This window comes from Mycobacterium sp. 1274761.0 (assembly GCF_001668615.1).
In the GTDB taxonomy this organism is placed as follows: Bacteria; Actinomycetota; Actinomycetes; order Mycobacteriales; family Mycobacteriaceae; genus Mycobacterium.
The window spans coordinates 37,081-55,259 of the sequence record NZ_LZMC01000075.1 but is presented as its reverse complement, the minus strand read 5'-3'; the positions used below and the strand labels follow the sequence as shown (position 1 = coordinate 55,259).

The following is an 18,179-nucleotide window of genomic DNA, read 5'->3' as shown; positions in this document are numbered from 1 at the left end:
TACGTCGGTGAGGACGTCGCCCGACGCGCGCTGGAACGCGGCACCGAACTCGGCGGCCAGGAACGCGACGTGGCGGTGCTGTTCGTCGATCTGGTGGGTTCGACGCAGCTGGCCTCGACCCGGCCCGCGGCCGACGTCGTGAACCTTCTCAACGACTTCTTCCGTGTCGTCGTCGACACCGTCAACCGCCACGGCGGGTTCGTCAACAAATTCCAGGGCGACGCCGCACTGGCCATCTTCGGCGCACCGATCGAGCATCCCGACGCTTCGGGGGCGGCGCTGGCGGCTTCCCGCGAACTGCACGACGAACTGCTCGGCGTGCTGGGCTCGGACATGGAGTTCGGCATCGGGGTGTCGGCGGGCCGCGCCATCGCCGGCCACATCGGCGCCCAGGCCCGTTTCGAGTACACCGTGATCGGCGACCCGGTCAACGAGGCCGCCCGCCTCACCGAGCTCGCCAAGCTCGAAGAAGGCCACGTCCTGGCCTCGGCGATCGCGGTCAGCGCGGCGCTGGACGCCGAGGCGCTGTGCTGGGACGTCGGCGAGATCGTCGAGTTGCGCGGCCGCGTCGCGCCCACCCAGCTCGCCCGCCCGCTGAACCTCGTCGACGCGAACCAGGAATCAGACGACGAGGTCTCCAGCGACGTTTCGCGCTAGCTAGCTTTTCTTGGCAGCCTTCTTGGCAGGAGCCTTCTTCGCGGCCTTCCTGGCCGTCTTCTTCCCCGTGCGCTTCACCGGACCGCGTGCACGCCGGTCGGCCAGCAACTCGGCGGCCCGCTCATCGGTGATCGACAGCACGTCGTCACCCTTGCGCAGGCTGGCGTTGGTCTCACCGTCGGTGACATAGGGCCCGAACCGACCGTCCTTGATGACCATCGGCTTGCCCGTCGCCGGGTCCTCACCCAGCTCACGCAGGGGCGGGGCGGCCGCGCGTTGTCCTGCACGGCGTTTCGGCTCCGAGTAGATCTTGAGCGCTTCCTCGAGCGTGATGTCGAACATCTGCTCTTCGGTGGCCAATGAACGAGAGTCGGTGCCGCGCTTCAGGTACGGGCCGTAACGCCCATTCTGCGCGGTGATCTCCTCACCGGTGTTGGGGTCGACGCCGACCACCCGCGGCAGCGACAGCAGCCGCAGCGCATCCTCGAGCGTAACCGTCTCAAGGTCCATCGACCGCAACAGCGAACCGGTGCGCGGCTTGGGGCCCGTCGGCTTCTTGCCCTTCTTGGCGGGCGCGCCGTCCTCGGGTTCGTCCGGCTCGGGCAGCACCTCGGTCACATACGGGCCGTAACGTCCGTCCTTGGCGACGATTTCGTGGCCGGTCTCGGGATCGATGCCCAGCGAGCGGCCCTCCTGCGGAGTGGAGAACAGCTTCTCGGCCAGCTCCAGCGTCAGCTCGTCCGGTGTCAGCGAGTCGTTGAGGTTGGCGCGCTGCGGCTTCGGCTCGCCGTCTTCACCAGTGACCGTCCGCTCAAGGTACGGACCGTTCTTGCCGACCCGCACATAGATGGCTCGGCCCTGCTCATCGTCAAACAGCTTGATGGAGTTGATTTCTCGGGCGTCGATCTCCTCGAGGTTGCCTCCGACGAGCTTCTTTAAGCCGCCGGAACGCGCAATCGACTGCGGCACACCGTGGTCGCCACCGAAATAGAAATTGGACAGCCACGTGGTGCGTTGCTCGTGGCCTGCCGCGATCTCGTCGAGCTCGTCCTCCATGGCCGCGGTGAAGTCGTAATCGACCAGCCGCCCGAAGTGCTGCTCGAGCAGTCCGGTGACGGCGAACGCCACCCACGACGGCACCAGCGCGCTGCCCTTCTTGTGGACGTAGCCGCGGTCCTGGATGGTCTTGATGATCGACGAGTACGTCGACGGCCGGCCGATGCCCAGCTCTTCCAGCGCCTTGATCAGCGACGCCTCGGTGTAGCGGGCCGGCGGTGTGGTGGTGTGCCCGTCGGGCGTCAGCTCCTTGGCGTCGACGCGCTGGCCCTGCTGCAGGTTCGGCAGCCGGCTCTCGGCATCGTCAGACTCGCCGCCGGCCAGCTCGTCGATGCTTTCGACGTAGGCCTTCAGGAAGCCCGCGAAAGTGATGGTGCGGCCGCTGGCGTTGAAGACCACCTGCTGGCCGTCGCTCGACGTGCCCGCAATGCGCAGCGACAGCGTCGTACCGCGCGCATCGGCCATCTGCGAGGCGACGGTGCGCTGCCAGATCAGCTCGTAGAGACGGAACTCGTCGGTGTCGAGCTGGCCGTGCAGCTGACCCGGTGTGGAGAACACGTCACCGGCGGGGCGGATGGCTTCGTGTGCCTCCTGCGCGTTTTTGACCTTGCGCGTGTACTGGCGGGCGGTCGGATGGACGTACTCCTCGCCGTAGAGCTGGCGGGCCTGATTGCGCGCGGCGGTGATCGCCGACTCCGACAGCGTCGTGGAGTCGGTACGCATATAGGTGATGTAGCCGTTCTCGTACAGCCGCTGAGCGATGCTCATCGTGCGCTCCGAGGAGAACCGGAGCTTGCGGCCGGCCTCCTGCTGCAGCGTCGACGTCATGAACGGCGCATAAGGCTTACGCGTGTAAGGCTTTTGCTCGACCGAGGCGACTTCCAGGTGCGCACCGCGCAGCCCGGCCGCCAACGCACCGGCACTGGTCTCGTCGAGCACCAGCACTTCGTCGGGTTTCTTCAGCTGTCCGAGCGAGTCGAAGTCGCGGCCGGTGGCCACGCGCTTGCCGTCGACGGTGTTGAGCTTGGCGGTAAAGGTCGGCGGGGAGGCCTGGGCGTCTGAGACGCTGGCGTCGAGCTCGGCGGTGACGTCCCAGTAGCCGGCGCTGCGGAACGCCATCCGCTCGCGCTCGCGCTGGACGATGATGCGGGTTGCCACCGACTGGACGCGGCCGGCCGACAGCTTCGGCGCGACCTTCTTCCACAGCACGGGGCTGACCTCGTAGCCGTACAGCCGGTCCAGGATGCGGCGGGTTTCCTGGGCGTCGACCAGGTCGTTGTCCAGGTCGCGGGGATCCTCGGCGGCCGCCCGGATCGCGGGCTCGGTGATCTCATGGAACACCATCCGCTTGACCGGCACCCGGGGCTTCAGCGTCTCCAGGAGATGCCAGGCGATGGCCTCGCCCTCGCGGTCACCGTCAGTCGCCAGATACAGCTCGTCGACGTTCTTGAGCAAGTCTTTCAGCTCGGCGACCGTGCTTTTCTTCTCCGGGCTGATGATGTAAAGCGGCTCGAAGTTGTCCTCGACGTTGACCCCGAGGCGCGCCCACGGCTCCGATTTGTACTTCGCGGGCACATCGGCGGCGTTGCGGGGTAAGTCCCTGATATGTCCGCGGGACGACTCGACGATGTAATTGGAGCCCAGGTAACTAGCAATTTTGCGTGCCTTGGTAGGCGACTCGACAATGACGAGTCGCCGCACACCACCGTTGCGGCCGCTGCCGCGGTCCTCGTCAGCCAACTGTGCCTACGCTCCACTTCTGATGTTGCCCTCCGACGCGGAATCATGCGTTATCGGCTATCCCTCGCCCTCGGCAACTGACAATTTGGCACCCCGGGCGGGCCGACGCAAACTGACTCTCCGGCGTCAGGGCGTTAGATCCGGGGCCAAGCCGAGAACGCCTCGACGTCTTCTGGGGGTTCCCCCACGTTCTCTACCAGGCGTGATAGCCGTCGGCGGCCGCTGATTCGCAGCGCGGGACGCGAGCCCCTGGTCCCGATCAGAGTGGGCGCAATCCCCACCCGCATCATCGCCGAGGCGAGCGCGGCATGGGTGTCGGGCGCGTGCGGGTCAAGTCCTAGTAGATAGCGGTCGGCTTCCGGCGTTCCGGCCGCCAGCGTCCAGGCCCGCAGTTCGCGCGGGCCTGGCAGCCACTGCGGCGGGACCGTCTTGACCGCTCCCCTGGTCCAGTCGGCGGCGATGCCGAGCAGCCGGGTGTCGACCGCCGTGCGGACCAGCGGGGTGTTCTCGTCGGTCCGGCTGATCTCGGGTTCGAGGCCGGCGTCGACGATCATCTCGGCCAGCGCGACCGCTCGCCACAAATGCTCCACCACGACCGACAGCCGCGCTCCCTCACCCACCATGACCACCTGTCCTGGTGCGGCGAGCAGACCCGTCAGGTCGGCCACCGCGGGCGGTACCGACTCTGCCGAGAAGAACGACAGCTGGCTCACGGAAACGACAGTAGGCCAGTCAAGCGGCGCTGCGCTGTCGGCGGGCCGCAGTTCTGGCCAGAAACGAAAACCCCCCGCCGGTCCTGTCGGGGACTAGTGCGGGGGGGATTCGTCAGGTTCGTTACTTAGATGGACCGAACACCGGTTGCCTGCGGGCCCTTGGGGCTCTGACCGACCTCGAACTCGACTTTCTGATTCTCTTCGAGAGTCCGGAAGCCGGATCCCTGAATCTCCGTGTAGTGGACAAACACGTCCGCCGACCCATCTTCAGGAGCGATGAAGCCGAAGCCCTTCTCCGCGTTGAACCACTTCACAGTTCCCTGTGGCATCTTTCGTTCTTTCCTTCTCTTCATACCGGGAGCGGTCCACCGACTTCCGGTGTACCGGGCCCGTTCCGACCGCCATACCAACGCGGTGTCGCCGGAACTTGACCCGACCTACAACCCTCGCAGGAACCGCGACCGCAACGTCGATCCTGCGAGTGCATATACACGAACACAGAAGCTGCGACCGCCCTTAGTCAATCATGTTCGGAGCTCCCGCGACAGTCTTGGAGCAGCAACTAGGGAACAATTCCCTAACAGGAGGGTGAACGATGTCGGATTTCGGCCGCGAGCTGCTCTCCTGCGCGGTCGAGGGAACCGATCCGGAGGAGAAGCCGCTACGCCACGTTGCGGACCTGCCGCCACGACAGGCACGGCCGCAGGCGTGGCCGCGATGGGCCGACCCGGATGTACTGCGCGCGTTCCATGATCAGGGAATCACCGCCCCGTGGTCGCACCAACTCGAGGCGGCCGACCTCGCCCATGAGGGACGCCATGTCGTGCTCAGCACCGGCACTGCGTCGGGCAAGTCGTTGGCCTATCAGCTGCCGATCCTGACGGCCTTCGCCACAGACCCTCGTTCCCGAGCGTTGTACCTTTCCCCGACAAAGGCACTCGGCCACGACCAACTCCGGAGCGCGCAGGCGCTGACGAGCGCCGTGGATAAGCTGAGCACCGTTGCACCGAGCGCCTATGACGGCGACAGTCCAACAGAGGTGCGTCGTTTCGCCCGCGAACGCTCGCGGTGGATCTTCTCCAACCCCGACATGATCCATCTGTCGATGTTGCGCAACCACGCGCGGTGGGCGGTGTTCCTGCGGAACCTGCGCTACATCGTCGTCGACGAATGTCATTACTACCGCGGAGTTTTCGGCTCCAATGTGGCGATGGTGCTGCGCAGGCTGCTTCGGTTGTGCACACGGTATTCCGCTGACCATTCGATGCCGACGGTCATCTTCGCCAGCGCGACGACGGCCTCACCCGCGGCCACCGCATCCGAGCTGATCGGGCAGACCGTGCTCGAAGTGACCGAGGACGGCTCACCGCAAGGCGAACGCACGGTCGCGTTATGGGAACCGGCGCTGCGTACCGACATGGTCGGCGAAAACGGCGCTCCGGTACGACGATCGGCGGGCGCAGAGGCGGCACGGGTGATGGCGGACCTGATCGCCGAAGGGGCGCGCACGCTGACGTTCGTCCGGTCCCGCCGCGGCGCGGAGCTCACCGCGCTGGGCGCGCGCGCCCGGCTGGAGGACGTCGCGCCCGAGCTCGCGAGCCGCGTCGCGTCGTATCGCGCCGGCTATCTCGCCGAGGACCGCCGCGCTCTGGAACGCGCGCTGGCCGAAGGCGATCTGCGAGGTTTGGCCAGCACCAACGCCCTTGAGCTCGGCGTCGACATCGCCGGACTCGATGCGGTGGTGCTGGCCGGTTTTCCCGGGACGGTAACGTCGTTCTGGCAGCAGGCCGGTCGGTCAGGCCGGCGCGGTCAAGGCGCACTGATCCTGTTGATCGCCCGAGATGACCCCCTGGATACGTATTTGGTGCATCATCCGGAAGCATTGCTGGACAAGCCGATTGAACGCGTCGTCATCGACCCTGGAAACCCCTATGTGCTCGGCCCGCAATTGCTCTGCGCCGCAACGGAGCTGCCGTTGACCGACGCGGAGGTGCGCGCATGGAACGCCGATGCGGTCGCTGAGTCGCTCGTCGACGACGGGTTGCTGCGCCGACGACCGAGCGGATACTTTCCCAGCCCCGGTGTCGACCCGCACCCCGCCGTGGACATCCGCGGCTCGTCGGGCGGTCAAATCGCGATCCTCGAGACCGAGACCGGCCGGCTACTCGGCAGCGCCGACGTCGGGCGGGCGCCGGCGACGGTCCACCCCGGCGCGGTTTATCTGCACCAGGGCGAGTCCTATCTGGTCGACTCACTCGATTTCGAGGACGGCGTGGCGTTCGTGCATGCCGACGACCCCGGCTACACGACGTTCGCGCGTGAGCTCACCGACATCGCGGTCACCGGAGAGGGAGAGCGGAAGACGTTCGGGTCGACCACGATTGGGCTGGTCCCGGTGTCGGTCAGCAACACTGTGATCGGCTACCTGCGCCGTGAGCTGAGCGGCGAGGTGATCGACTTCGTCGAGCTCGATATGCCGACCCGCACCCTGGACACCAAGGCGGTCATGTGCACGGTCACCCCGGAAGCACTGCAGGACAACGGTATCGAACCACTGCGGATACCCGGCGCCCTGCACGCCGCCGAACATGCCGCGATCGGCCTGCTCCCCCTGGTGGCCAGTTGCGACCGCGGCGACATCGGTGGGTTGTCGACGGCGGTTGGACCCGTCGCGGGTCTGCCGACCATCTTCGTCTACGACGGCTATCCGGGCGGTGCCGGCTTCGCCGATCGCGGCTTCGAGCAGATCGCCACGTGGTGGAAGGCGACGGCCGACGCGATCGAGGCCTGCGAATGTCCGGCCGGCTGCCCGTCGTGCGTACAGTCGCCGAAGTGCGGCAATGGTAACGACCCGCTCGACAAATCGGGAGCGGTTAGGGTGCTGCGATTGGTGCTTCGGGAATTGGGCGTGCGCTGACAGAAGGTCAACGGCGACGGCCGACCCCTCGACGGCCGCCCCCGTGGACCAGCAATCGACGGTGCCGGATCGGGCACGCCGAGCGCGAGAGCCGTTGAGACGAATTGACTACAACGTAATTCGTTGTTGCCCCAATTGCCTTCGCGTAAACGTAAATTACCTCGTCGCGGCGGTCCGAGCAACTTAGCCAGGGATTTTCGCGGCCGTAAAATTCATGGTCCACACCAGAACGCTACGGATTTCGTTGTCGGTCTCGCCAGGCCGTTCGCAATCCGCACAACTGTAAGATTTGCCGCATGAGCCACGACTGGCTGCTCGTGGAAACCCTTGGCAGCGAGCCCGTCGTGGTGGCCGATGGCCGCCAGACCAGGAACCTCATTCCGATCAGCGTTTTTCTGCGACGAAGTCCGGATCTGATGGCGATTCAGACCGCGATATCCGAAACCGTGGCCGCTGGTGAGGCGATGAGCACGATCACGCCGAGGAATGACCGCGTAATCCGGACTGAGCCCGTGGTGATGTCAGACGGGCGGGTGCACGGCGTTCACGTGTGGATCGGACCGCTGGGCACCGAACCCCCGGAGCGGATGGTGCCCGGTCCGTTGAAGTGGGATCTGACCCGCGGGATCGCCACTCACACGCCCGAGTCGATCTACAACAGCGGCCGCGACCCCTCGACCGAACACGTCCACGGCCGGACATTGGCCGACGACATGCCACGCTCGCTGAACCCGAACGAGTCGAAGGCGTTGTCGATGGCGATCAGCGCCGAGCCCGGGATGAAGCTGTGTAGCACCTGGACGCTCACCGATTATCAGGGTGAGACCATCTCGGTCGGCTTCGTCGCACGTGCCGCGGTGGAAACGCAAGATGACGGCAGCGAGCGGCTGATCTGCCGTGCCATGAACTGGCGCGCCGAGCCAGAGGGGCCTGTGCTGCCGCCCGATCATCTTGCGGAACGGATTCTCGACGGCCAAGCTCTTCCCGGCGTGCACCGGGCGTTGGTCGATCCCGGCCACTGGACCCTGCTGAAGTGGCTCGACGAGCCGCCGGGGTTTTTCGACTGGCATGCTCACGAGGCCGGTAAGGAGTCGGTCAACCCGGCCGACGCGCTGCACATGGCGCGAATGACGCTGGAGTACACCAACGGAGCCACCAGCGGAGTGTTGCGCTTGCGCACGCACGAGGGCGGATGGACGCCGGTACATGTGACCGTCAATCGCATTGAGCTGGAACCGGACACGTACGCGGCATTGGTGACATTGCGCCTGCCGACGGAAGAAGAGCTGTCGCTGGTGGAGTTCACCGACGACGACGACTCCGCTGGCAAGAAGTCGCGAAAGAGCAAGCGTAAGAAGGAAAAGAAAGACAAGAAGAAAAGGGCTAAACGCGGTTAACCCGCTTCTGTAGGCCCGGCCCTGGCCGCCGCGCTGGCCCTGCCCGCAGTCACGGTGACAACGACGTCGAGCTCGTCGATTCTGCAGTCAGCCAATACGACCTCGGTCGCGTGCGCAGTGGACGACGCGTGGGCGCATGCCGCTGCGGCGCCTTCGGGCAACCGCGCCGCGGCCGCCAATGCGGCCAGATCGGCGGCCCCCTGCGCCCGGTGCCGAGCGACCACGGCCGAGCCGACGTAGATGCCGCCCGCGGTGATGCTCACCAGGACGGCCATGATCGCGACCGCGATCAGCGTCGCCGAACCGCGGTCACCCTGCAGTCGGCTCGACGGCCGCCACCATGTCGGCCCGGATCGGGATGCCTGGCAAAAGTGCCGAACGGGCGGTGACCGTCGCGATGACCAAACCGCCTTCGCGACGCAGATCGAGGTTCGCCCCTGCCGGTGCGATAGCGCGCGCGGCTTGCGCGGCGTTGCTGTCGTCTCCGCGGGCTGCAAGGCGGGCGGCCTCCCGCGCCGCATCAAGGCAGCGCACCTGCATCGACACGGCGGTGAGCCCGGCCGTACACAACAGCAGAACCACCACCAGGGCGGCGATGGCGAACGCTGCCTCGACGGTGACGGCGCCATGGTCGCCGGTCAGACGTTGGTGTTCAGCGCGCGGGTGATGATGTTGGTCAACGCGCTGACAATTGAATCGCCGGTGACGACCGTATACAGGATCGCGCCGAACGCCGCGGCCGCGATGGTGCCGATGGCGTACTCGACGGTGGACATGCCGGCCTCGTCGACCAGCATCAGCAGCATTCGCGCCCTCAATCGGCGGGTCATGTTCGCTGTCATCGATTTTCCCTTCTCGTAAATTGAATCGATCGCAGCGGGTCATGCCAGACCCGACCGCAGTACGTCACCTGCGAGGCCTGCGACGATCGGCACGATGCCCAGGCACACGAACGCCGGCAGATAGCACAGGCCCAGCGGACCCGCGATGAGCACGGACGCCCGTTGGGCCCTGGCGTCGGCAGCCGAGAGGGCCGCGTGGCGGGCCTGGTCCGCGAGATCGGTGACGCCCTGGGCGAGCGCAGCCCCCGACGCCGCCGACCGGCGAGCGAGTCGTAGGAGCGCCTCGCCGTGGTCGTCGAGCTCGATCTCGGAGTTCGACCACGCCGCAGCGGGATCCGCGCCCAGCGCGAGCATGTCCGCCGCGCGCCCGAGCGCCATGCCGAGCCGGTGCGGCGCCGACGGTGCGGCGGCCGCCGCCGCGGCCGACACCGCCATGCCGGACGTCAGACACGCGGCCAGCACGTCGAACGTCGATGCCGCGGCCAACGCATCCGAGTCGGATGCCGGCGAAACGCGCACCGGCCGAACGGCGCCCGGACCGCGGGCCCGCGACGGGCGCCCGGCAACCATCAGGGCCGCCGCCAGCAACATGCACGCGATCACGTCAGCGCCCGCCCGGTGATGCGATCCGACCACAGCAGCCCGCCGCAGGCCAGCGTCACCCCGACCACCAGCAGCCAGCCGCCGAAACCCGGCGACAGCAAAAAGCCGACGGGATCCGCTCCGATGAGTTGCCCGAGTCCGATGCCGAGCACCGGAAGCCCAGCCAACACCGCGGCAGTGGTGCGGGCACCGGCCATCCCGGCGTCCACCCGAGCCGAGAACCGTTCGCGCTCAACAATGTCTCGGTGCGCCGCCCGCATGAGTGTCGCGATGGCCAACCCGTGGCTCTGTGCAAGCCGCCAGAACAATGCCAGCCGTTCCCAGTGCGCGGGCATCCGCGAGGACGCGGAGAAACAGCGCAGCCCCACCGCGACGTCGGCACCCAGCCGGGCCCGGGCTGCGACCGCGCGCAGGCTGTGCGCGACGGTGCCGTCCGTCTCGCGGGCGGCGACTTCGAACGCCGCGACCGGGTGCGCGCCGACCCGAAGTTCGCCTACGAGTACGTCCAGCGCGCCTTGCAGTGCGCACGCCTCCGCCGCCCGTGCCCGTCGGGCCACCGCCCGGCGCCGGCGCGACACAAGCGTCCCGGTCGACACGCCCGCGGCGAGCGTGAGCGGCAGCGGCAACGTCAACGCCGTCACTGCGGCGAGCGCGGCACCCGACGCCAGCGACGGAAGCCGGCGCCGCGGGGCGACCCGACGGTCCAGGCGATGACGCGACGGCGCCACCAGCAAGGCCAGAGCCAACGAGAGCGCCGCGGCCGTCATCGCACACCCCGGGCGCTGAGCATGGTCACCAGATCGTCTGCGCCGCCGCCGAACCCGTCATCGGCGTGCCATGCGGTGGCCACCCCGACCAACCCGGTGCCGTCCCGGTGCAGCACCGCGATCTCGTGGAGCCTGCGCTTCCCGGACGGGTCCCGGTCGACGTGCAGCAGCACCTGCACCGCAGCGGCCAGTTGGCTGTGCAACGCGAACCGGTCGAGGTTGCCGAGCGCCGCCAGTGCCTCGAGCCGGGCCGGCACCTCTCCCGGATTGTTCGCATGCACGGTGCCCGCGCCGCCATCGTGGCCGGTGTTGAGGGCGGCCAGCAGGTCGACGACTTCCGCGCCGCGGACCTCACCGACGACGATTCGGTCGGGCCGCATGCGCAACGCCTGCCGCACCAGGTCGCGCACCGTGATCGCGCCCACCCCTTCGACATTCGCGGAGCGCGCGACGAGCTTCACCAGATGTGGGTGCCGAGGTTGCAGTTCGGCAGCGTCCTCGACGCAGACGATCCGTTCGTCGGGCGACACCTCGCCAAGCGCCGCCGACAGCAGCGTCGTCTTGCCCGCTCCGGTGCCGCCCGACACCAGAAAGGCCAGCCGCGCGGCGATGACCTTGTCGAGCAACTGTGCGGCCTCGGGCGCGATCGCGCCGGTTTCGGTGAGCGTCGCAAGATCCTGTGTCGCGGGGCGCAGCACCCGCAACGACAAACACGTGCCGCCGGCTGCGATCGGCGCGAGCACCGCGTGCAACCGGACCGTGAACTCGTCTGCGGTGACACCGGTGAGTTGGCCGTCGACCCACGGCTGCGCATCGTCGAGCCGACGCCCGACGCTCAACGCCAGGCGCTGCGCCAGTCGCCGCACCGCATCCTCGTCGGCGAACCTGATCGAGCTGCGACGCAACCCGTTTCCGTCGTCGACCCAGACCGCGTCCGGCGCGGTGACCAAGACATCGGTCGTGCCTTCGGCGCTCAGCAGCGGCTCAAGGATGCCGACGCCGGTCAGCTCGGTCTGCAACATCCGCAGGTTGCTCAGCACCTCCGTGTCACCGAGCACGCCACCGGATTCGGCACGGATCGCGGCGGCCACGACGTCCGGGCGAAGCGGCGCCGATTCCGCGGCCAGCCGCTCGCGGACGCGGTCGATCAACGACACGCTCATGCGGCGTCTGCCAACGGATGTCGCGCCAACAGCGTCATGACCCGACGCGCGGCGGCGCCCAGCGGCGAGCGCGGGGGAATCCGCAGACCGCCGCGCTCCAGCATCATCGCAAGGCCGGGCTGCGCCCGCACAGCCGCCAGCAGCGGCAGCTCGACGATGCGCGCCACCTCGGTCGGCCGCAGGCCGGCGGGCGAGGGGCCGCGCACCACGAGACCGACATTCGCGTTGATCGCGCTGACCGTTGGAGCGACGGCGGTCGCCGCGGCGCAACCCCCGACGTCGGCGGTGACGACGAGCACCACGAGATCGGCCGCGTCTAGGGTGAATTCGACCGCGCGCGTCATGCGCCGCGGCAGATCACAGACGACCGTGACGCCGCCGCGTCGACCGGCGTCGACCACGGCGGCCAACGGTCCGGCGTCCACGTCGTTGCCCGACCGAACGCCCGACAGCACGCTCAGTCCGTCCAGCCGCGGCAACGCCTGCCGCAGCGCGGCGAAGTCAAGCCGACCGTGTTCCACCGCGAGGTCGGGCCACCGCAGCCCCGGCTTGTCTTCGGTGCCGACCACCAGATCCATGCCACCGCTCCAGGGGTCGGCATCGACGAGCAGGGCGTCACCCGCTGCGCGCGCGAGGGCGGTAGCGAACACCGACGCGCCCGCACCACCGCGAGCCGCCATCACGGCGACGACGGGACCGCGACGCTCGCCGTCGCGCCGGGCTGCGGCGGCTTCCGAGATGGCGGCCACGAGATTGGCTTCGTCCGACGGCAGTGTCATGACGCGCTGCGCGCCGACGGCGACGGCGGCCTGCCATTCGGCGGCGTCCGGCTCACCGCGGCAGAGCATCAGCACGAAGCCGCGGCGAGGTAGCGCGGCGCACCCGTCGGCGCGGGCGGTATCGAGCAGCACAGCCAACGCGCCTGACCACGCCTGCCGGCTCGGCGGTCTCGCAACATGGACGACGGGCACGCCGGCGGCGGCCGCCACGCGGTCGACCTCGTCGCGCAGTGCGGCGTCGGCAAGCATCGCGAGGACGCCATTGCTCGTAGTCATCCGCCCACTGTGCGGGCGCCGTCGCAACGGCGGACAGAGCCGTCACGAGTTCTGTGGATCAAGTCTCAACTGTGGATAGAACGTGTGGCAACACACACATCGAAAATGAGATTCCGCAACGTTGGCGCACTCGCCGACCTATCCGGACAACGAAAGGGCTCGGAAAAAGGGACGACCCCCGCCAGGGGGGGAGGAGGCGGAGGTCGTCGTGTATCAGCCCCGGGGGGTCGGGCTGATGCACACCCGGCATAAGCCGAGTAATCCTCACTATACACACGGAAAGCCCAAGAAGCGCAAGTACTGCTTGCTCTTGGAAGCAGTAGTTTTCGCCGGCGGTATGTTGCCATTCACAGGTGGCGTGAACTGCCTTTTTGGCCGCTCGGCCCGTCGCTGCGGGTATACCCCCTATGCTGAGCGCTGTGACCGCAACCGATCCGGCGGCCGCGCAGGCGGAGATACCGCAAACCCAACCGCCCGCCGGAGAGCCCGTTCGCACCGCGGCATTCTTCGATCTCGACAAAACGGTCATCGCTAAGTCGAGCACGTTAGCTTTCAGCAAACCCTTCTTCGACCAAGGGCTAATTAACAGACGCGCCGTACTCAAGTCGACCTACGCCCAGTTCCTGTTCCTGATGTCGGGCGCCGACCACGACCAGATGGACCGGATGCGCAACTACGTCACCAACATGTGCACAGGGTGGGACGTGGAACAGGTGAAGGCGATCGTCGGCGAGACGCTGCACGACATCGTCGACCCCCTGGTGTTCGCCGAAGCCGCCGACCTGATCGCCGATCACCGGCTGTGTGGCCGCGACGTCGTCATCGTTTCGGCGTCGGGCGAGGAGATCGTCGCGCCGATCGCCAAGGCGCTCGGTGCCACCCATGCCATGGCGACGCGGATGGTTGTCGAGGACGGCCAGTACACCGGCGAGGTGGCCTATTACTGCTACGGCGAAGGCAAGGTGCAGGCCATCCGCGAGCTCGCCGCCCGCGAGGGATATGCGCTCGAGCACTGCTACGCGTACTCCGACTCGATCACCGACCTGCCGATGCTCGAAGCGGTCGGCCATCCCACCGTGGTAAACCCCGACCGCGGGCTGCGCAAAGAGGCCGTCGCGCGCGGCTGGCCGGTGCTGACGTTCTCACGGCCGGTGCCGCTGCGTGAACGCATTCCCGCACCGTCGGGCGCGGCCGTGGCGACAACCGCCGCCGTCAGCCTGAGCGCTCTGCTCGCCGGCGCGGTGACGTACTCACTGCTGCGCCGCTTCGCTTTCTGACCGGGTAGCTGACCGGCCCGCCGTAACGATCGAATCTCACGGCGGATTGCCCCTTGCTGTGACCCGGGTCACGTAGTACAAAGGAACCACGGAAGCCTGAGAGGCCAAGCTCGAGCCGGAAGAGAAGGCTCGATCTCCCGCATCAGGCTACCCAGCACGGATCCCGGCACCCACGCGGAGCTAAAGCCGCTGATTAGGCAAAAGTGTTGCGGGCCTGCGTAGTTGCGAAGAGCGGATGGCCACGACGACCCTTTGGGTAGGGTTGCAGTCGTAGCGCATCGCAAGACGCCGAGGCCACCCACGCACACCAGAACAGCACGCTTGGTAACCGGAGTCCGTGCTAGCGGGCGGCGAGCCGAACAGATTCGGAACGCCGCCCGTTCTCAGTTTGCTGAATGGTTCTACTTCGCCACGCCCTCCGCGATCGACAGGGCCTCCCTCGCGCCGGCGCGCAGCGCCTGACAACTCAGCACCAGCCATGCGGTCAGACCGTCGCGGGTACCCGAGGCGAAGCCGCGCGCGGCGGCTCGGTAATCGCCGGGGTTGCGCATCCAGAACACCTCCGGCACGCCGAGACCGTGCGGGTCCAAGCCGGTGGCCATCGTCACCAGACGCGAAACACCGCGCGCGACCAGACCGTCGGCGGTACCAAACGGCGCCAGCGTCAACAGCTCGCCGTGCGCGACCGCGGCGAGCACGGTCGCGGGTATCACCGATTTGCCGGTGACAAGGTCGACCAACAACTCCAGCCGCGGCATCACCTCGGCGTCGGCGCGCGGCCGGCCGAGGCGCTCGTCGTCGACAAGGTCCGCAGCGGCCAATGCATGCAGCCGCGCCAAGGCCTGCATCGGCGCCTTCTGCCAAACCCCGACGAGCGCGGTGGCGCCGCCCTCCAACGCCTCCGAGACGCGCAGCGCACCGGCTAGTAGCGGATCAGGCTCGCCGATATCGGACAGTTGCAGCGCACCGCCCTCGAGTACCGATGACGCACGCGCCGCGCGCAGTGCGGCTTCGGCGGCGGTCTCGGGCCAGCCCCGCAGGTTGGTGCGGTGTCGGTGTGCCTTGCCCAGCGCCTCGCGGGCTTCCTCGGCGGCGGCCGCCACCCCGGGCAGTTTGGCCAGCGGAGCCAGCGGGTGCGACGTCATTCGGGCAAGGTTAACAACGCGGACGTCGGAGGTTTCGTCGGTGACTAGGCTCACAGTTATGTCGCAGACCCAGTCCGAAGGCCCCGCTACGTATCCCCCGTCCGACGACTTCGCCGCCCAGGCGAACGCGACCGCCGAGCTGTACGCCGAGGCCGAGAAGGACCGGCTGGCGTTCTGGGCGAAACAAGCCGAGCGCCTGTCCTGGGATACCCCGTTCAGTGAGGTCCTGGACTGGTCGGAGGCCCCGGTGGCCAAATGGTTCGTCGGCGGCAAGCTCAACGTCGCCTACAACTGCGTCGACCGTCACGTGGAAGCGGGCCACGGCGACCGCGTCGCCATCCGCTGGCAAGGCGAGCCCAAGGACGACAGCAGGGACATTACCTACTCCGATCTGCTCGCCGAGGTGTCCAAAGCGGCCAATGCTCTGACCGATCTCGGCCTGGTCGCAGGCGACCGCGTCGCGATCTACATGCCGATGATCCCGGAGGCCGTCGTCGCGATGCTGGCCTGCGCGCGGCTGGGCGTGCTGCACTCCGTGGTCTTCGCCGGGTTCTCGGCGACGGCGCTGGCCGCCCGCATCGAAGACGCCGAAGCCAAACTGGTCATCACCGCCGACGGGCAATACCGTCGGGGCACGGCGGCCTCACTGAAGGAGTCGGTCGACGAAGCCATCGCTGCCGTCGAAAAGAGCGGCAAGAACCCCGTCGAGCACGTTGTTGTGGTGCGCCGCACTGGAATTGAGGCGCCGTGGACCGACGGCCGCGATCTCTGGTGGCACGACATCGTCGAGCCGGCCTCACCGGAACACACACCGGAGGCCTTCGATTCCGAGCATCCGTTGTTTCTGCTCTACACCTCGGGCACCACCGGTAAGCCCAAGGGCATCGTGCACACCTCCGGCGGCTATCTGACCCAGTCCTCTTACACGCACTACTACGTGTTCGACGTCAAACCGGAAACCGATGTCTATTGGTGCACAGCGGATATCGGCTGGGTCACCGGCCACACCTACATCGTCTACGGACCTTTGTCCAACGGCGTCACTCAGGTGGTATACGAGGGCACCCCGAACTCCCCCGACGAGCACCGGCACTTCGAGATCATTGAGAAGTACGGCGTCACAATCTATTACACTGCTCCGACGCTGATTCGCATGTTCATGAAGTGGGGCAGCGAGTTCCCCGACGCCCATGATCTGAGCAGCCTGCGGCTACTGGGTTCGGTCGGTGAGCCGATCAATCCCGAGGCGTGGCGCTGGTACCGAAATGCCTTCGGCGGCAACCGAACCCCTGTCGTCGACACCTGGTGGCAGACCGAAACGGGAGCGATCATGATCTCGCCCCTGCCCGGCGTCACCGCCGCCAAGCCGGGTTCGGCCATGCAGCCGCTGCCGGGTATCAGCGCGAACATCGTCGACGAAGAGGGCAAGGAGTTGGTGCCCGGCGCCGATGAGGCCGAGCACGTCACCGGATACCTGGTGCTCGATCAGCCGTGGCCGTCGATGCTGCGCGGCATCTGGAATGACCTCGAGCGGTTCAAGGACACCTATTGGTCACGGTATGCCGAGCAGGGCTGGTATTTCGCCGGTGACGGCGCCCGCGTCGACGCCGACGGCAGCATCTGGCTGCTCGGACGCATCGACGACGTGATGAACGTTTCGGGGCACCGGATTTCGACGACCGAGGTGGAGTCGGCGCTCGTCGGCCATTCCGGTGTCGCCGAAGCGGCCGTCGTCGGCGCGTCGGACGAAACGACGGGGCAGGGCATCTGCGCCTTCGTCATCCTGGAGTCGCACGCCAAGGACAACGACAACATGGTCGAGGAACTGCGCGAGCAGGTCGCCAAGGAGATCGGCAAGATCGCGCGGCCGCGCGAGATCCACGTGGTGCCCGAGCTGCCCAAGACCCGTAGCGGCAAGATCATGCGGCGGCTGCTGCGCGACGTCGCCGAGGGCCGCGAGCTCGGCGACACGTCGACGTTGGTCGACCCCAGCGTGTTCGAGGCCATCCGGGCGAGCAAGTAAGCGGGCTACGCCGCGGGTGTCGCCCCCACCGGAACGAAACCCGTTCCCGGGCGGTTCTTCGCCGAGATGTCGGCCAGCTGAGTGTTAATCGACATCGCGACCGCGGGAGTATGCAGCGGGATGAACTTCACGACGCAGGTCGGCAGGTCTTCGGCGAACGCGCCGTGGATCATGCCCACGAGCTTGTTGTTGACCGTCAGCGGGCCGCCGGAGTCCCCCGGCTGGCCGCACACCTGGCTGACGATGGTGCCGGGGTCCTGGCCCGGCCCCCACACGACGCCGCAGGAGTAGCCCGTGGTGCGGCCGAGCTTGCAGGCGACGTCACCGGTCGCCGGATCGGGGCCGATGCCGTCGATCTGGAAGCCGCCGACGTTGTTGACCGGCGTCACCTTCTGCGGGTCGAACTGGATCACCGCATAGTCGAGGGCGTCGTTACCGGCGACCATCGTGCCGAGCACGCCGTTGGCCTCGGCTCCTTCGGCACCCACCTGCGCACCGGGACCACCGCAGTGCGCGGAGGTGAACCCGATCAGGTTGCCCCGACTGTCGTTACCGATCGCGGTCAGCGTGCACAACGTGTCGCCGTTGACGACCAGCCCAGAGCCACCGCCCAGCGGCACCGGGTCGTCGGCCTGCGCCACCGGCGCGGTCGGCGACACGACAGCGGCCAGCAGCATCAGCACAAACCACGGACGCAGGAGCCAGCGGTGTCCGGTCCTCAAAACAGATCCCCCATCGACGTCCCGACCCGCCTACTCGCCTGCGACGGCCAGTCTATCGCTCGGCCGGGATCGTTTACCCCGTCGCCACGTGGCAACATCTAG

The 18,179-nt window shown here is 67.6% G+C and carries 17 protein-coding genes; 5 read left to right on the top strand and 12 right to left on the bottom strand.

Going from position 1 to position 18,179, the window contains the following annotated elements:
• Window positions 1-657 (top strand): adenylate/guanylate cyclase domain-containing protein (locus tag A5651_RS16220; RefSeq protein ID WP_197496641.1); only part of this gene is annotated, 657 nt, incomplete at its 5' end.
• Here A5651_RS16220 and topA read toward each other — a convergent pair.
• The 3 genes from topA to cspA form a co-directional block, all read right to left on the bottom strand.
• Window positions 658-3,453, bottom strand: coding sequence for a type I DNA topoisomerase (gene topA, locus A5651_RS16215; protein ID WP_066982752.1), 2,796 nt, complete (start codon window positions 3,451-3,453; stop codon window positions 658-660).
• A 134-nt stretch (window positions 3,454-3,587) separates the two neighbouring features.
• Complete coding sequence (locus tag A5651_RS16210) at window positions 3,588-4,166, bottom strand: hypothetical protein (protein ID WP_066982749.1); 579 nt, start codon at window positions 4,164-4,166, stop codon at window positions 3,588-3,590.
• Between the two features lie 125 nt (window positions 4,167-4,291).
• Window positions 4,292-4,495 (bottom strand): cold shock protein CspA, encoded by a 204-nt coding sequence (cspA, locus tag A5651_RS16205; RefSeq protein ID WP_066982775.1) that lies wholly within the window; start codon window positions 4,493-4,495, stop codon window positions 4,292-4,294.
• A gap of 266 nt (window positions 4,496-4,761) precedes the next feature.
• Between cspA and A5651_RS16200 the strand changes: the two genes are divergently transcribed.
• Window positions 4,762-7,083, top strand: a complete 2,322-nt coding sequence (locus A5651_RS16200) for a DEAD/DEAH box helicase (protein WP_066982747.1) — start codon at window positions 4,762-4,764, stop codon at window positions 7,081-7,083.
• A 296-nt stretch (window positions 7,084-7,379) separates the two neighbouring features.
• Window positions 7,380-8,480, top strand: a complete 1,101-nt coding sequence (locus A5651_RS16195; protein WP_066982744.1) for a PAS domain-containing protein — start codon at window positions 7,380-7,382, stop codon at window positions 8,478-8,480.
• On the opposite strand, the gene A5651_RS25470 is transcribed toward A5651_RS16195, so the two are convergent.
• From A5651_RS25470 to ssd, 7 genes are read right to left on the bottom strand one after another with little or no spacing between them, the layout of a single operon-like run.
• Window positions 8,477-8,755, bottom strand: a complete 279-nt coding sequence (locus tag A5651_RS25470; RefSeq protein WP_066982742.1) for an Rv3654c family TadE-like protein — start codon at window positions 8,753-8,755, stop codon at window positions 8,477-8,479. The genes A5651_RS16195 and A5651_RS25470 overlap by 4 nt on opposite strands.
• Before the next feature lie 34 nt (window positions 8,756-8,789).
• Complete coding sequence (locus A5651_RS25465; RefSeq protein WP_156662980.1) at window positions 8,790-9,122, bottom strand: TadE family type IV pilus minor pilin; 333 nt, start codon at window positions 9,120-9,122, stop codon at window positions 8,790-8,792.
• On the bottom strand, window positions 9,119-9,322 hold the full coding sequence (locus A5651_RS16180; RefSeq protein ID WP_066982736.1) for a DUF4244 domain-containing protein: 204 nt from the start codon (window positions 9,320-9,322) through the stop codon (window positions 9,119-9,121). The genes A5651_RS25465 and A5651_RS16180 overlap by 4 nt, the downstream gene beginning before the upstream one ends.
• A 39-nt stretch (window positions 9,323-9,361) precedes the next feature.
• The gene (locus A5651_RS16175; RefSeq protein WP_066982769.1) at window positions 9,362-9,913 is read right to left on the bottom strand and encodes a type II secretion system F family protein; all 552 of its coding nucleotides are present in this window, start codon (window positions 9,911-9,913) and stop codon (window positions 9,362-9,364) included.
• Window positions 9,914-9,921: 8 nt separating this feature from the next.
• A complete protein-coding gene (locus A5651_RS16170; RefSeq protein WP_066982734.1) occupies window positions 9,922-10,692 on the bottom strand; it encodes a type II secretion system F family protein in 771 nt (256 codons plus the stop codon).
• Window positions 10,689-11,855: a TadA family conjugal transfer-associated ATPase gene (locus A5651_RS16165; protein ID WP_066982731.1), complete on the bottom strand. Its 1,167-nt coding sequence runs from the start codon at window positions 11,853-11,855 to the stop codon at window positions 10,689-10,691. Before A5651_RS16165 ends, A5651_RS16170 begins: the two co-directional genes overlap by 4 nt.
• The gene (gene ssd, locus A5651_RS16160; RefSeq protein ID WP_066982729.1) at window positions 11,852-12,910 is read right to left on the bottom strand and encodes a septum site-determining protein Ssd; all 1,059 of its coding nucleotides are present in this window, start codon (window positions 12,908-12,910) and stop codon (window positions 11,852-11,854) included. The genes A5651_RS16165 and ssd overlap by 4 nt, the downstream gene beginning before the upstream one ends.
• 407 nt (window positions 12,911-13,317) lie before the next feature.
• Here ssd and A5651_RS16155 point away from each other — a divergent pair, with 407 nt between their 5' ends.
• The gene (locus A5651_RS16155) at window positions 13,318-14,187 is read left to right on the top strand and encodes an HAD-IB family hydrolase (RefSeq protein ID WP_066982726.1); all 870 of its coding nucleotides are present in this window, start codon (window positions 13,318-13,320) and stop codon (window positions 14,185-14,187) included.
• A 401-nt stretch (window positions 14,188-14,588) separates the two neighbouring features.
• On the opposite strand, the gene A5651_RS16150 is transcribed toward A5651_RS16155, so the two are convergent.
• Complete coding sequence (locus A5651_RS16150) at window positions 14,589-15,332, bottom strand: oxidoreductase (RefSeq protein WP_066982723.1); 744 nt, start codon at window positions 15,330-15,332, stop codon at window positions 14,589-14,591.
• Window positions 15,333-15,390: 58 nt separating this feature from the next.
• Between A5651_RS16150 and acs the strand changes: the two genes are divergently transcribed.
• On the top strand, window positions 15,391-17,355 hold the full coding sequence (gene acs, locus A5651_RS16145; RefSeq protein WP_066982720.1) for an acetate--CoA ligase: 1,965 nt from the start codon (window positions 15,391-15,393) through the stop codon (window positions 17,353-17,355).
• Window positions 17,356-17,360: 5 nt separating this feature from the next.
• Here the strand turns inward: acs and A5651_RS16140 are convergent, their stop codons facing one another.
• Window positions 17,361-18,077: a S1 family peptidase gene (locus A5651_RS16140; RefSeq protein WP_066982717.1), complete on the bottom strand. Its 717-nt coding sequence runs from the start codon at window positions 18,075-18,077 to the stop codon at window positions 17,361-17,363.
• Between the last annotated feature and the right edge of the window lie 102 nt (window positions 18,078-18,179).

Excerpts from the sequence above, each read along its gene's own strand:
- cspA (WP_066982775.1), bottom strand. The coding sequence starts at position 4,495 with ATGCCACAGGGAACTGTGAAGTGGTTCAACGCGGAGAAGGGCTTCGGC.
- A5651_RS16200 (WP_066982747.1), top strand. The coding sequence starts at position 4,762 with ATGTCGGATTTCGGCCGCGAGCTGCTCTCCTGCGCGGTCGAGGGAACC.
- A5651_RS16195 (WP_066982744.1), top strand. The coding sequence starts at position 7,380 with ATGAGCCACGACTGGCTGCTCGTGGAAACCCTTGGCAGCGAGCCCGTC.
- A5651_RS25470 (WP_066982742.1), bottom strand. The coding sequence starts at position 8,755 with ATGGCCGTCCTGGTGAGCATCACCGCGGGCGGCATCTACGTCGGCTCG.
- A5651_RS16180 (WP_066982736.1), bottom strand. The coding sequence starts at position 9,322 with ATGACAGCGAACATGACCCGCCGATTGAGGGCGCGAATGCTGCTGATG.
- A5651_RS16175 (WP_066982769.1), bottom strand. The coding sequence starts at position 9,913 with ATGTTGCTGGCGGCGGCCCTGATGGTTGCCGGGCGCCCGTCGCGGGCC.
- A5651_RS16170 (WP_066982734.1), bottom strand. The coding sequence starts at position 10,692 with ATGACGGCCGCGGCGCTCTCGTTGGCTCTGGCCTTGCTGGTGGCGCCG.
- A5651_RS16165 (WP_066982731.1), bottom strand. The coding sequence starts at position 11,855 with ATGAGCGTGTCGTTGATCGACCGCGTCCGCGAGCGGCTGGCCGCGGAA.
- ssd (WP_066982729.1), bottom strand. The coding sequence starts at position 12,910 with ATGACTACGAGCAATGGCGTCCTCGCGATGCTTGCCGACGCCGCACTG.
- A5651_RS16155 (WP_066982726.1), top strand. The coding sequence starts at position 13,318 with ATGCTGAGCGCTGTGACCGCAACCGATCCGGCGGCCGCGCAGGCGGAG.
- A5651_RS16150 (WP_066982723.1), bottom strand. The coding sequence starts at position 15,332 with ATGACGTCGCACCCGCTGGCTCCGCTGGCCAAACTGCCCGGGGTGGCG.
- acs (WP_066982720.1), top strand. The coding sequence starts at position 15,391 with ATGTCGCAGACCCAGTCCGAAGGCCCCGCTACGTATCCCCCGTCCGAC.